Below are 13,742 nucleotides of genomic sequence, written 5' to 3'. Positions count from 1 at the left end.
AGAGAATCCATTCGGGAGGGGATCGAACAGTAATGAGGGCATCGAATGTAACAGTTCGTCGTCGACTATTCATTGCATTGGTTGTGGGAACGTTTCTGTTCCTTGCATTGATCGTGCGGCTTGGCTATGTACAAATTTGGATGGGGCCCGAGCTTTCCGACAAAGCAGAAGATTCATGGAGGCGAAACATCCCTTTTGCAGCGAAAAGGGGAGAAATTGTTGATCGGAACGGCATACAGCTTGCCTACAATATTAGCTCGCCAACTGTAATGGCGATCCCTGCGCAAGTAAAGGACCCGCAGTCTACGGCTGCTCAATTGGCTTCCCGACTGCAGGTGCCGCCAGAAACGGTACTGAAGCAAATTACTCAAAGGCAATTAATTGTTCGTATTCAACCGGGTGGGCGTAAGATTACGCAGGAAAAGGCCCAGGAAATTCGTGCTTTGAACCTTCCTGGCATAGTAGTTGCTGAGGATAACAAGCGCAGCTACCCGTTAGGCAGCCTTGCAGCTCACATTCTTGGTTTTACTGGGATTGATAATCAAGGTTTGACGGGCATAGAATTAAAATATGATAAACAGCTTACTGGAATTAATGGAAGCATATCTTTCTTATCGGATGCTGCGGGACGCCAGATGCCGAATTCTTCGGACACTTATTCTCGGCCCCTGGATGGAATGAACCTGCAGCTGACCATTGATAGTCACCTCCAATCGGTTCTGGAACGAGAGCTCGATCAAACGATGGTGAAATATCAGGCCAAGCATGCTATTGCAATCATGATGGATCCTAACAACGGTGAGATACTAGCGATGGGGGCAAGACCCGGCTACGATCCGGGTAACTTCAGGGACTTCCCTAAAGAAAGCTATGACCGCAATCTTCCGATCTGGATGACTTATGAGCCGGGTTCTACATTTAAGATCATTACGTTAGCAGCGGCATTGGAAGAAAAGAAAATAAAGCTCACCGATCCTTTCTACGATCCAGGCTCAATAGAGGTCGCTGGTGCAAGGCTTAGGTGTTGGAAGCGCGGGGGACATGGCAGCGAGACTATGCAGCAGGTTGTAGAGAATTCGTGCAACCCGGGTTTTGTTGTTATGGGACAAAAGTTAGGCAAGGAAAAATTGTTTGAGTATATATCCAACTTTGGATTTGGCAAGAAAACAGGTATCGATCTTGGTGGCGAAGAGAATGGGATTATGTTTAAGCTCCCCAAGGTTGGGCCGGTTGAGCTGGCGACAACCTCGTTTGGTCAAGGTGTGTCTGTTACACCCATTCAGCAAATTACAGCTGTTTCAGCTGCAATTAATGGAGGGAAGCTTTATAAGCCTCACGTTGCCAGAGCTTGGTACAATCCGATAACTGGCGAGAATGTAGAAACGATAAAGCCGGAGCTGGTGAGGCAGGTTATCTCGGAGCAAACCTCCAAGCAGGTCAGGGAAACATTGGAAAGCGTCGTAGCTAATGGTACGGGCCGCAATGCGTTTATAGACGGCTATCGTGTAGGTGGTAAAACGGGTACAGCCCAAAAGGTAGTGAACGGTCGTTATTCGGCAGATGAGCATATTGTTTCTTTTATAGGATTTGCTCCTGCGGATGATCCGAAAATTGTTGTTTACGCAGCTGTGGACGATCCACAAGGCCTACAATTTGGCGGTTTGATTGCGGCGCCGCTGGTCAAGAACATTATGGAGGATGCTCTTCGCTATATGAAGGTACCGCAGCGTAAAGATCAATTGAACCGGAAATATGTATATGGAGATACTCCGCTTGTAGAGGTTCCTAGCCTGATTGGGATGAGTGTCACCGAAATTTACGAGGACCTTAACTCTAATTTCGTCCTGGCCAAGTCGGGAGTCGGCAAGTATGTTGTGAATCAAGTGCCCAAAGCAGGTACTCGAATAGACCAAGGCTCAACCATTCGTGTTTATTTATCGGATAAAGAGTCGGAGCCCTCGCCATAACGAAATAATTAAATATTGGTTTTTGAAAAATTAGGCTTTTCATCGGAGCTTTTTTTGTCCATAATAGATACCATGTGTAAAAAACGGAGGGGAACCCATGCAGCTAAAGGAACTGGCTTCCCGGCTTACGGCTAGCCGTATTTCAGGTGATGGGAGCATTAACATTACAGGTATCCAGATTGATTCCAGAAAAGTGAAGCCTGGTGATCTGTTTGTATGCGTTTCGGAAAAAATCGGCATTAAAGACAGACATTTATTTGCAGAGCAAGCAGTAAGTAATGGCGCCTCTGCATTAGTTGTAGAATACGACGTGAAAAGCGATGTTCCTAAATTATTTGTGAAAAATACTTGGGATGCTTTGTCCATTTTGTCCTGTCATTTTTACGAGTATCCGAGCAACAGCATGAAGGTGATTGGAATTACGGGGACGAACGGTAAAACAACCAGCTCTTATTTGCTGGAAAAGATATTGAGCCATAACGGATTTGTAACTGGCTTGATGGGAAATATTCATGTCAAAATCGGTTCTGATTATATAATAAATCATGAAAATAATACGCAGGATGCGCATAATTTACAAAGAAATTTCCGGAGAATGGTTGAACAAGGGACCGATTATTGTATAATAGAGGTTTCGTCTCATGGTTTGGATATGGGCAGGGTGAAGGGCACAAAATTCAGAACGGGTATTTTTACAAACCTGACTCAGGATCATCTGGATTATCACGGATCCATGGAAAACTATAAAGCAGCGAAAGGTTTGCTGTTCTCAAGGTTAGGCAACGAATATGTTTCTGATCCGGATGAACAGCGGTTTGCTGTTTTGAATGCGGATGACCCGGCATCCGTTGATTTTGCCAGACTGACGGCTGCACAGGTTGCAACCTATGGCATAACTAATGAGGCCGATGTCCGCGCTGACAAAATTCAGATGAATTCCAAAGGAACGAGCTTCCGCTGCACGACCTTTCGTGGTACACTCGATTTCCAAACGCATTTGATCGGCGAGTTCAATGTTTATAATTCGCTGGCGGCGATTACTGCTGCATTGCTGGAAGGAATAACCTTGGAGTCAATCAAAGAAAGCTTGGAATCCATTGATTCCGTTGACGGTCGGATGGAGGTAATAGATGAAGGACAGGATTTTCTGGTCCTTGTCGATTACGCTCATACTCCCGATGGGCTGGAAAATGCATTGTCTACCATCAAGCAGTTTGCAGAGGGCCAAATTCACTGTGTATTTGGCTGCGGTGGTGACAGGGATCGCACTAAGCGTCCGGCTATGGGGGCTGTGACGGCGCGTTACAGTAATCACTTATACGTTACCTCTGACAATCCGCGAATGGAGGATCCACAGCGGATTGTCGAAGATATTGAGCCTGGCATTGTGTCTGCGGGTTTTTCCAAAGACAGCTATGAACTGATCGTTGACCGAAATGCTGCGATAAAAAAAGCCATTGCAGCGGCATCCCCCAAGGATGTAGTATTGATAGCGGGAAAAGGGCATGAAACGTATCAGGACATCCAAGGGATTAAGCATGATTTTGATGACCGGTCAGTGGCCAAGGAAGCGATAAGGGGACGATACCGTGATTAAACGAACCTTTGCAGAGGTGTCTGCCATGTCAGGCGGGACTGCTGCAGCTGCGGATTACGATGGCAGCCTGCTAATTCAAGGTGTGTCAAAGGACACCCGGACACTTCAGCCCGGCAACCTGTATGTGCCATTAATTGGCGAATCGTTTGACGGGCACCAGTTTCTTGATGATGCAATCGCTAAGGGGGCTTCGGCTTCTCTATGGCAAAGGGACCATGAGCTTCCGCCTCATTCTATTCCCCTTATCTTAGTGGAGGATACATTAGCAGCATTGCAGCAATTGGCCAAAAACTATCGCTCGGAGCTCGACATTCGTATTGTTGGTATAACAGGGAGCAATGGCAAGACGACAACCAAGGATATGACAGCTTCTGTTTTATCGACAACTTTCAAAGTGCATAAAACATTAGGTAATTATAATAATCATATCGGTCTGCCGCTTACTTTGCTTCAGTTGGAAGAGGATACGGCTGTAGCAGTGCTTGAGATGGGGATGAGCGGCCGGGGGGAAATCCGGTTCTTATCGGAATTGGCAGAGCCAGAGGTTGTTGTTATCACTAACATAGGTGAAGCACATCTTTTGCAGCTAGGCTCCCGTGAGGAAATCGCTAGAGCTAAGACCGAGATTTTAGCAGGTTTACAGCAGGATGGAACCTTGATCTATTTCGGTGATGAACCCTTGATCGATAAGGTGCTGCCCGAATTGCAAGCAGCAGACGGCATGAAAGCTCGCCGTTACGATCGTGTTAGATTTGGTGCTAGCTCTAATAATGAGTGGTTTCCAGTGGAGACGAAAACAGATACGGCGGGTACCCATTTTAGATTAAATAGGATGGAAAGCACCGAGTTCTACATCCCGTTGTTAGGCTTTCATAATGTGATTAATTCGCTTGCCGCTATAGCGGTGGGAGTTCATTTTGGAATCCCGTCAACTGCAATAGCCGATGGTCTCAAAAAGAGTGTCATGACAAGTATGCGAATAGAGTTAATGAAAGCACCGTCAGGTTTAACCATCCTTAACGATGCGTATAACGCAAGCCCTGCATCCATGAAAGCAGCTTTGAAGCTGCTGGTTGAGTTAACAGGCTACAGCCGCAAAATCGCTGTGCTGGGCGATATGCTGGAGCTAGGTGATCAGGAGGTGGAATTTCACCGGGAAATCGGACGGATGCTGAATCCTAAAGAGATCGACCGTGTCTTCGTGTTCGGGCAGCTGTCCGAACACCTTGCAGACGAGGCATCCAGGAAATATCCACCAGGTAAAGTAGTTGTGTTCGATGACAAGAACCGTTTGGCGCAAGCGTTGGCCTCCTTTACCGCATCGGGCGATATTGTGTTGGTAAAAGGATCGCGCGGCATGAAGCTGGAACAAGTCGTTGCACTGCTGCAGCAGGTATAAACATTTGAGCCATTCCAAATCCTCCCCAAGCGTTTTGCGCAGCAAAGCTGATTTCGAAAGCTGAGGGAGGGTTTGGAATGGAGGTATGTGCAATAAAGTTGGGAGGACAAAACCGTGGATTTTAATGTGGTCATGATTGCTTTGGGGGCGGCTTTTGTGCTGGCTGTCATCATGGGGCCATTATTTATACCTCTTTTAAAAAGATTGAAATTCGGCCAACAAATCCGCAGCGATGGACCGCAAGGCCATTTGAAAAAAGCTGGTACGCCAACTATGGGCGGAACGATTATTTTACTTGCACTCGCGCTTGTTGTGCTGCGGTTTGCCGATAAAAGTATTGATACGGTTATCCTCCTTGTTGCCTGTTTAGGTTATGGGCTGATAGGATTCTTGGATGATTATATTAAGATACTGCTTAAGCGATCACTGGGACTTACGGCCAAGCAAAAATTGATGGGACAGCTGATTATTTCTGTTATCGTCTGTATATTGCTTGCTCAGCTAGGTCACAGCACGGATGTAAAAGTTCCTTTTATTGATTATACGATCCCGCTCGGATGGTTCTATTATCCGTTTGTCGTTATAATGATGCTTGGAACCTCCAATGCTGTGAATTTTACAGACGGTCTTGATGGACTGCTGGCCGGCACAAGTGCTGTAGCCTTCGGTGCATATGCGATAATTGCCTTGAACACCACACAGCCGGATGTAGCCATCTTTTCTGCTGCGATGGTAGGTGCGGTGCTTGGGTTTCTCGTATTTAATGCTCATCCAGCCAAGGTGTTTATGGGTGATACCGGTTCGCTTGGTATTGGCGGGGCATTAGCGCTTGTAGCTGTACTAACGAAATCCGAAATATTGCTTGTATTAATTGGCGGCGTGTTTGTAGTTGAAGTGCTGTCCGTTATTATTCAAGTCGTTTCTTTCAAAACAAGAGGTAAAAGAGTGTTTAAAATGAGCCCGATTCACCACCATTTTGAATTGGTAGGCTGGTCTGAATGGCGTGTCGTCATTACATTCTGGACGACAGGCATCGTGCTGGCGATAATCGGACTTTATCTAAATGAGGTGTTGTAGCAGATGAATCATCCCCGGGATTATAAGAATGAACATGTGGTCATATTGGGATTGGCGCGCAGTGGAGTGGCTGTAGCCAAGCTATTCCATGAATATGGTGCTATTGTAACTGTAAACGACAAAAAAGAGCTCAACCTATGCCCTGAAGCCGATGAATTAACGGCTCTGGGTATTTCTGTTATTTGCGGCAGTCATCCGGCTGGCATTATTCACGAAGGGGTGAAGCTGGTTGTTAAAAATCCCGGCATCCCTTATACTATAGAACCTATCGAGTCGGCACAGAAGCTAGGTATAGAGCTCGTAACTGAGGTTGAGGTGGCTTATCATGTTTGCCAGGCGCCAATGATTTGCGTTACGGGCTCTAATGGTAAAACAACGACCACTACCTGGATCGGATTAATGCTGGAGGCAGCGGCGAAGAAGCCGATTGTTGCCGGCAATATCGGCCGTGCATTAACAGAGGCAGCTCTTGAGGCCGGTTCAGACAACACGATGGTAGTAGAGCTAAGCAGCTTCCAGCTTAAAGGCACCCAAAATTTTCGGCCCAAGATCGCTTGCTTGTTGAATGTATACGAGACTCATTTGGATTATCATGGAACGATGGATGATTATATTGCCTCCAAAGCAATGCTGTTTGCAAACCAGACTTCGGAGGATACGGCCATATTAAATTGGGATGACCCTGTTTGCAGACGTATTGCAGATGAGGTGAATGCCTCCGTACTCCCCTTTTCAATTAAAGAGGAGCTTGAATATGGATTATTCATTCATCCGTCTCTAAGCGACAAGTCCATTCCAACGACCGGGAAGCAGTTGGTTTATCGCGACCGGAAGGGTTTCTTACATAATATTATCGCCGTCTCCGAACTAGGGATTCCCGGCAGCTTTAACATTGAGAATGCGTTAGCAGCTTCGTCTGCTGCCATTACAGCCGGAGTTCCACTGGAACTAATTGCTCAGGTCCTACATGACTTCCGTGGCGTAGAACATCGATTAGAATACGTCGCAACGAAAGACGGCGTATTGTTTTATAACAATTCAAAGGCTACAAACGCTACCGCTACGATTAAAACTATCGAGTCCTTCGAAGATCAGGATATTATCCTGATTGCAGGAGGTTTAGACAGAGGTTCGGATTATATGGAGCTGCTGCCTGTTTTTAAAGAGCAGGTCAAGGGGCTTGTCACTTTGGGTCAAACCAAACAGAAAATTTTGGATGTAGCCATTATGGCAGGCATGAGCCGTGTGAAAACGGTCGATACTGCTAACGATGTGCAGGATACGATAGCTGAGGCGGTACGCGAGGCAATGGCCATGGCCAAGGCTGGAGACGTTGTGCTGCTTTCGCCGGCGTGCGCCAGTTGGGACATGTTCCCTTCCTATGAGGAAAGGGGAAGAATGTTTAGGCAGTCCGTGCATAACCTGTAAAAGGGGGGCATGCATACAAGCCTACCCTACCATTTTGCAAGGGTTGAGGTGGCATGTATGGTAAAAGCGCGGTCTGCTCCGGATGTAACGATGTTAATGTGTACGCTGATGCTTCTTGGCATTGGTGTCGTGATGGTTTACAGCGCCAGTGCGGTGCTGGCTTTTCACGAATTCAACGATTATTACTACTATTTGAAAAGGCAGCTGCTGTTTGCTGTTCTAGGCGTAGTTGCGATGTTCTTTACTATGAACGTAGATTACTGGGTCTGGAAAAAGTACTCGAAAATCGGATTGATTGTTTGCTTCATTTTGCTCATTGCCGTACTGATCCCTGGTATCGGGGTCGTTCGCGGAGGTGCGAGAAGCTGGCTTGGCATCGCATCCTTCGGGATTCAGCCGTCTGAGTTTATGAAGATTGGCATGATCCTGTTTTTATCCAAAATGCTTTCAGAGCAGCAAGATAAAATCACACTATTTACCAAAGGGCTTTTACCTCCGCTTGGACTTGTTGGACTGGCCTTTGGATTGATCATGCTCCAGCCTGATTTGGGCACAGGAGTTGTGCTAATTGGCGCGACACTGCTTATCATTTATACATCCGGGGCGCGAATGCTGCACTTGTCATCTCTTGGTCTTTTAGGTTTGGCTGGTTTTGTAGGGCTCATTGCAGCAGCTCCTTATCGTCTGCAGAGAATCACTGCGTTTCTTGATCCGTGGCAGGATCCGCTTGGAGCGGGTTATCAATCTATTCAATCGCTGTATGCCATCGGACCGGGTGGTTTGGTAGGTTTAGGCCTCGGTATGAGCAGACAAAAGTATAGCTATCTTCCTGAGCCACAGACCGACTTTATTTTCTCGATCGTCGCAGAGGAGCTAGGATTCATTGGAGGCTCCTTCATTCTAATTTTATTCATGCTGCTGGTTTGGCGTGGTATGCGGACGGCTATTACGGCCCCGGATACGTTCGGAAGTCTGCTGGCAACTGGTATTGTCGGCATGATTGCGGTCCAGGTAATTATTAACATCGGCGTTGTCATCGGGATGTTCCCTGTAACCGGAATTACGCTGCCACTGATAAGTGCGGGAGGCTCTTCATTAACGCTGATGTTGACTTCCATCGGCATACTATTAAATATTTCCCGCTATGCGAGGTGACAGAATTGAAAAAGATTGTTTTTACAGGAGGCGGTTCTGCAGGTCATGTAACTCCGAATTTGGCTATCATTTCGAAGCTGCAGGCTGCAGGCTGGAACGTTCAATATATCGGCTCCAAAGATGGAATAGAACGTGAAATCATTGAACATGCGGGCATTCCTTATCATCCCATCTCATCAGGAAAGCTTCGCCGATATTTTGACTTGAAAAATATGAAAGATCCTTTTAAGGTGATCAAAGGAATCGGGGAAGCGTACTCGCTTCTTCGGAAGTTAAAGCCGACGGTTGTTTTTTCCAAAGGTGGATTTGTTTCGGTGCCGGTTATTTTAGCCAGTTGGTTAAACAAGATACCAGTAATAAGTCATGAATCGGATATGTCCCCCGGATTGGCGAATAAAATATCCATTCCTTTTGTAACACGTATATGCGTCAATTTTCCCGAATCGTTGAAGTATATCAAAGGTGAGAAAGGTGTCTGCACCGGTCTGCCAATCCGCGAGCAAATAACGAAGGGCAGAGCCTTCAAAGGCTATGCGTTATGCGAGTTCCATAAGCAAAAGCCGGTACTTCTTGTGATGGGCGGAAGTCTGGGTGCGCAGAAAATTAACAGTGCCGTTCGTGAGTCGCTCGATTCCTTGCTGGAGCAATATCAGATTGTTCATATATGTGGAAAAGGGCAAATGGATGACGCTTATAACAAACGGCGCGGATACAAGCAATTCGAATATATCAATGAAGAGCTGGCTGATATTTTGGCTATGACCGAGCTTGTAGTTTCACGTGCGGGTGCTACTTCGATATTTGAATTTTTAGCCCTCCGTAAGCCGATGCTTCTTATCCCTCTCACAAGACAAGCCAGCCGTGGGGACCAATTACTTAACGCAGAGTCTTTTCAAAAGCAAGGTTACGCACAGGTAGTTTTCGAAGAAAATTTGACGGCTGCCTCTTTAATTAAAGGCATTCACGATGTTTACAACAGCAAGGAACAGATGGTTGATCGCATTCGATCGGCTAAACAAACGAACGCGACCGATTTGATCATTAAATTGATTAAAGAGAACAGTCTTTAAGCAGCGGTCAGCGAATCCCGAAGGGACAGCGCCACTTAGCAGGAAGTACCGGATCAATATCAAACTGTGAGCGTGTCGGTCAGGAAGAGATGTAAAAGTCCCGCACTTAAACTCAACTGTCAAGCGAATCCCAAAGGGACAGCGTCACTTAGCAGGAAGTACCGAATCAAGTTCAAACTGAGAGCGTGTCCGTCAGGACGAAAGCGTTCCTACAGGCAGGAGATCCAACGTAAAGCGTGTTCCGCAGGAACGAAAGCGCTCCTTGCACACAAGCAACTAAGAAACACTAGCGGGTGTCCAGAGGGCGGCTGCCCTCGGAGCCCTCCCGGCGGGGAGGGTTTGGGAGGGGACTATTTTTGGGCGATTGTCACACTATTTCCGATATTACATAAACTACACTATAACCGTGACAGACACCCGTTGAAGCAGCAAGCGGCAGATGCGAGAAGTAAAGCTTAATATAACACTTGCATAAATGCTCGTATTGTTCATTTCGGTTCCGGCTTGAAGCCGGTATCGGAAGCCCGAAGGTTCTGTGAAGGAGGTTTTCCCATGCAACAGGTCATTACACAATTGCAAAGCGGCGCATTTGGTCCATATTATTTGAACGCACCGCTTGCGCCTCATACAACTTGGAAAATAGGTGGTCCAGCTGATTTGCTGCTGGTACCGCAAACCAAGGAACAGCTTATTGAGGCTGTCAAACTTCTACATCAGATTCAGGTACCTTGGACCATACTGGGGCGCGGATCCAACCTGCTGATTGCTGATAAGGGGATACGCGGAGCTGTTATTAAGCTCGGTTCCGCGCTTGAGACACTTCGATTTGAAGGCGATGTGGCTTATGCCGGAGGAAGCTATTCATTTATTAAATTCTCTGTCATGGCCGGCAAGGAAGGATTGACTGGATTAGAGTTCGCTAGTGGGATTCCGGGAACTGTGGGAGGCGCCGTCTACATGAACGCCGGGGCTCACGGCTCAGATGTGTCACGCATACTCATACGAGCTGAAGTGCTGCTCCCGACAGGGGAATTGGTGACTATGCAGCAGGCCGATTTTGAATATGCCTACAGACATTCAATACTGCAGGAACAGTCGGGTATCGTGACCGAGGCAGTTTTCCAGCTGCAATTTGGCGACCGTGAGGAAATTGCAGGGACTTTGGCCTCGTACAAGGAACGCCGTTTACGTACTCAGCCTTTGCAATTGGCATGTGCAGGCAGTGTCTTTCGCAATCCGGAAGGACATTTTGCTGCAAAGCTCATTGAGGAAGCAGGATTGAAAGGCCTCAAAATCGGAGGTGCGGAGGTTTCGCTGCTGCACGCTAATTTCATTGTCAACACCGGGCAAGCGACAGCTCACGACGTGCTCACCCTCATCGAACAAGTGCAAAACACCGTATTGGCAACATACGGAGTTAAGCTGGTTCCGGAAGTTTTGGTGATTGGGGAGCGGTAAATCGGAGGTGGGACTTTGGAAAAGTTGGTTATCGAAGGTGGGAGACCTCTATCGGGAGCCATCAAGATTCACGGAGCGAAAAATGCAGCGCTGCCCATATTAGCAGCTGCAATGATGGCGGAAGGCACGGTTCATATTCAGAATGTGCCCAATCTGTCGGACATCCAGGTGATGCTAGACATTCTTCGCGCACTAGGGTGCCGCACCGGGCATGTTGGTGATACGGTAACCGTCAATACGTCAACAGCGCATTCGTTTCATATCCCGGAAGACCAGATGAGTCAAATGAGATCATCGATCTTTTTAATGGGACCGCTGCTGGCTCGTTTTGGCAAGGTTCAAGTCTATCAACCTGGCGGTTGTGCTATAGGTGAGAGAAAGATAGACTTGCATTTGCAAGGGCTCTCTGCTTTGGGAGCAAGAATCGAGGAGTCCGGTAACACTATTGTTTGCACGGCACCGGAATTGAGGGGTGCTGAAATCGTACTTGATTTCCCAAGTGTAGGCGCTACAGAAAATATAATGATGGCTGCTTCTATGGCAAAAGGTCTAACTACGATTTCGAACGCTGCTAGAGAGCCGGAAATACAAGACTTGCAAAATTTCCTGAATGCGATGGGAGCCAATATAATTGGAGCCGGAACTGACACCATAACCATTGAAGGCGTGTCGGAATTAACTCCTTGTACTTACCGAATTATTCCAGACCGCATCGTGGCAGGAACTATGATGATCGCCGCTGCGGTTACTCGGGGGAATATAACGCTGGAGAATGTTTGCGCGGGCCATTTGACCTCCGCCATCCATGTTTTAAAGCGTGCGGGTGTTCAAATAACAATTGACGGTGATATAATGAATATAAGCTGTCTATCAAGGCCTAAACCGGTCGACCGCATTGTTACCTCCCCACATCCGTCATTCCCTACCGATCTGCAATCGCAGGTTATGGTGCTGCTCTCTTTAGCTGATGGTCACAGTATATTAAAAGAAACTGTTTTTGAAGGCAGATTCAAGCATGTCGATGAACTGACGCGTATGGGCGCAGATATTCGGGTTGATTTAAACTCGGCGTTTATAAGAGGGGTGCCGAGATTGTACGGGGCTACCGTGGAGGCTACTGATTTACGTGCTGGAGCCGCACTTGTTATAGCAGGATTGGCTGCTCGGGGTACGACAATTATTGAACAGATTCACCATATCGATCGCGGCTATGACCGGATTGAACATATGCTGTCCTATTTAGGCGCGAGCATTCACAGGACTACGCCTGTTCCAACAGAGTAATTATGATATACGTAATGATAGAAAGTGAATTTATATACGTAGTTATCCTTAATTCCTTTTGAACACTGCCGCTTATATCCCTTTCTTTTTTGGAAGGGGATGTTTAGCGGTTTACATAATGCAAGTATATAGATCCAATACTGTGTGCGTTTCATAATGTGAAAATAAGTGTAATAACTATTTTATTGACTTGAGTTTTTATTTTGCCGGAAGCCAAAAAGGCCAGAATATGCTTACGAAGTAAGTTTTTGCCTACGCAAAAACTCCCAGGAGGGACAACCTTGCACGCAGAAGAAAGACTGCCTGTCATTCAGAAGCCGAAAATAAAAAGCCGCAGCAGTAAGAGGCTGCTTGTATTTTTATTTCTCTTTTTCATTACGCTTTTGTGTGTTTTGTTTTTTCAATCCTCCTTTAGCAAAGTGTCTTCTGTAGAAATTCAAGGTCAAGAATTACTGACAGCCGAAGCGATCGGACAAGCCTCCGAGGTTAAAGCTGGAGATCATTTCTTTTCTATTTCCTCATCACAGATCGAAGATCGTGTCAAAGCTTTGAAAATGGTTCAGTCAGCAAACGTATCCAAGCACTTCCCTGGAGTTATCCGCATTGAGGTTAAGGAGTTTCCCAAGGTAGCCTATCAATTCGGCGAAAACAATCAACCACAAGCCATTTTGGCAGACGGCAGCGTTATCACAGTTTCCAATGAAGTGAACTTCATACTGGACAAGCCTATTCTTTCCGGGTGGGCCAATAACGAAGCTATGAAAATTAAGCTGTGTCAAGTATTGCAGAACGTTCCATTATCGTATTTGACGGATATTTCGGAGATTAAGCCAGAGCCATCCGAATCGTATCCGGACAAAATCAAAATGTACACACGCTCCCAATTCGAGGTTATTACAACGGTGGGCTATCTTCCAGAGAAGCTTAAATACCTGGACTCTTACATTGCCAACTTGAAGGAAAACAAGATCAATACGGGTGTATTAAAACTGCTTGAGGCTGATACCCACGCTCCTTTTGAGTCGGATGCCAAGGGGGCATCCAAAGATTCAAATAACAAGAGCAATTCTGGGAAAGGTGCATCATCAACAGAGAACAAGACACCTGCGGGGAATTCAAATCAAGATCCGAAGAAGGATCCATCCAAGGATGCTTCTAAATCATCGTCTGTGAAAGATAATAAGGGTTCTGTCAAAGAAATCCCGAGAAATTGATAGTTTATACACTACTCAAGCTATAAAATTAATGATAGAATTGTTTCTATGTATATTTTGTTCTTAATAAGATGAAAAAACTTTTCAAAAAAA

General features: G+C 46.4%; 10 protein-coding genes. All 10 read left to right on the top strand.

The genetic code is table 11. The annotated features are described in order from the left end of the window. Nucleotides 1–32: 32 nt before the first annotated feature. The 10 genes from ACFQ0C_RS37855 to ACFQ0C_RS37810 all read left to right on the top strand — a co-directional run bounded on the left by ACFQ0C_RS37855 (nt 33) and on the right by ACFQ0C_RS37810 (nt 13,649). Nucleotides 33–1,967: a stage V sporulation protein D gene (locus ACFQ0C_RS37855; protein ID WP_379374976.1), complete on the top strand. Its 1,935-nt coding sequence runs from the start codon at nt 33–35 to the stop codon at nt 1,965–1,967. Between the two features lie 97 nt (nt 1,968–2,064). Continuing rightward, entirely contained in the window at nt 2,065–3,564 is a 1,500-nt protein-coding gene (locus ACFQ0C_RS37850; protein ID WP_379374974.1) for a UDP-N-acetylmuramoyl-L-alanyl-D-glutamate--2,6-diaminopimelate ligase, read from the top strand. After that, nucleotides 3,557–4,963, top strand: coding sequence for a UDP-N-acetylmuramoyl-tripeptide--D-alanyl-D-alanine ligase (locus ACFQ0C_RS37845; protein WP_379374972.1), 1,407 nt, complete (start codon nt 3,557–3,559; stop codon nt 4,961–4,963). Before ACFQ0C_RS37850 ends, ACFQ0C_RS37845 begins: the two co-directional genes overlap by 8 nt. Before the next feature lie 114 nt (nt 4,964–5,077). Further along, entirely contained in the window at nt 5,078–6,040 is a 963-nt protein-coding gene (gene mraY / locus ACFQ0C_RS37840; RefSeq protein WP_379374970.1) for a phospho-N-acetylmuramoyl-pentapeptide-transferase, read from the top strand. Nucleotides 6,041–6,043: 3 nt separating this feature from the next. Continuing rightward, nucleotides 6,044–7,468 carry a UDP-N-acetylmuramoyl-L-alanine--D-glutamate ligase gene (murD, locus tag ACFQ0C_RS37835; protein ID WP_379374968.1) on the top strand — a complete coding sequence of 475 codons (1,425 nt, stop codon included), beginning with the start codon at nt 6,044–6,046 and terminating at the stop codon, nt 7,466–7,468. Nucleotides 7,469–7,525: 57 nt separating this feature from the next. Then, the gene (gene spoVE / locus ACFQ0C_RS37830) at nt 7,526–8,623 is read left to right on the top strand and encodes a stage V sporulation protein E (RefSeq protein ID WP_379374966.1); all 1,098 of its coding nucleotides are present in this window, start codon (nt 7,526–7,528) and stop codon (nt 8,621–8,623) included. Nucleotides 8,624–8,628: 5 nt separating this feature from the next. Next, nucleotides 8,629–9,693: an undecaprenyldiphospho-muramoylpentapeptide beta-N-acetylglucosaminyltransferase gene (locus ACFQ0C_RS37825; RefSeq protein WP_379374964.1), complete on the top strand. Its 1,065-nt coding sequence runs from the start codon at nt 8,629–8,631 to the stop codon at nt 9,691–9,693. A gap of 552 nt (nt 9,694–10,245) precedes the next feature. Continuing rightward, nucleotides 10,246–11,151, top strand: a complete 906-nt coding sequence (gene murB, locus ACFQ0C_RS37820) for a UDP-N-acetylmuramate dehydrogenase (RefSeq protein ID WP_379374962.1) — start codon at nt 10,246–10,248, stop codon at nt 11,149–11,151. 15 nt (nt 11,152–11,166) lie between these two features. Continuing rightward, nucleotides 11,167–12,435, top strand: coding sequence for a UDP-N-acetylglucosamine 1-carboxyvinyltransferase (gene murA, locus ACFQ0C_RS37815; protein ID WP_258216509.1), 1,269 nt, complete (start codon nt 11,167–11,169; stop codon nt 12,433–12,435). A gap of 281 nt (nt 12,436–12,716) precedes the next feature. Continuing rightward, the gene (locus tag ACFQ0C_RS37810; RefSeq protein ID WP_379374960.1) at nt 12,717–13,649 is read left to right on the top strand and encodes a cell division protein FtsQ/DivIB; all 933 of its coding nucleotides are present in this window, start codon (nt 12,717–12,719) and stop codon (nt 13,647–13,649) included. Nucleotides 13,650–13,742: the final 93 nt, after the last annotated feature.

It is taken from the genome of Paenibacillus sp. GCM10027630 (genome assembly GCF_042676305.1).
Classification (GTDB): Bacteria; Bacillota; Bacilli; order Paenibacillales; family NBRC-103111; genus Paenibacillus_S.
Note: the sequence above shows the minus strand (reverse complement) of the source record. Positions and strands in the feature narration are given on the sequence as shown.

Bases quoted from the DNA above. Each gene is read 5' to 3' on its own strand.
- murD (WP_379374968.1), top strand. From the start codon at position 6,044: ATGAATCATCCCCGGGATTATAAGAATGAACATGTGGTCATATTGGGA.
- spoVE (WP_379374966.1), top strand. From the start codon at position 7,526: ATGGTAAAAGCGCGGTCTGCTCCGGATGTAACGATGTTAATGTGTACG.
- ACFQ0C_RS37855 (WP_379374976.1), top strand. From the start codon at position 33: ATGAGGGCATCGAATGTAACAGTTCGTCGTCGACTATTCATTGCATTG.
- murB (WP_379374962.1), top strand. From the start codon at position 10,246: ATGCAACAGGTCATTACACAATTGCAAAGCGGCGCATTTGGTCCATAT.
- ACFQ0C_RS37850 (WP_379374974.1), top strand. From the start codon at position 2,065: ATGCAGCTAAAGGAACTGGCTTCCCGGCTTACGGCTAGCCGTATTTCA.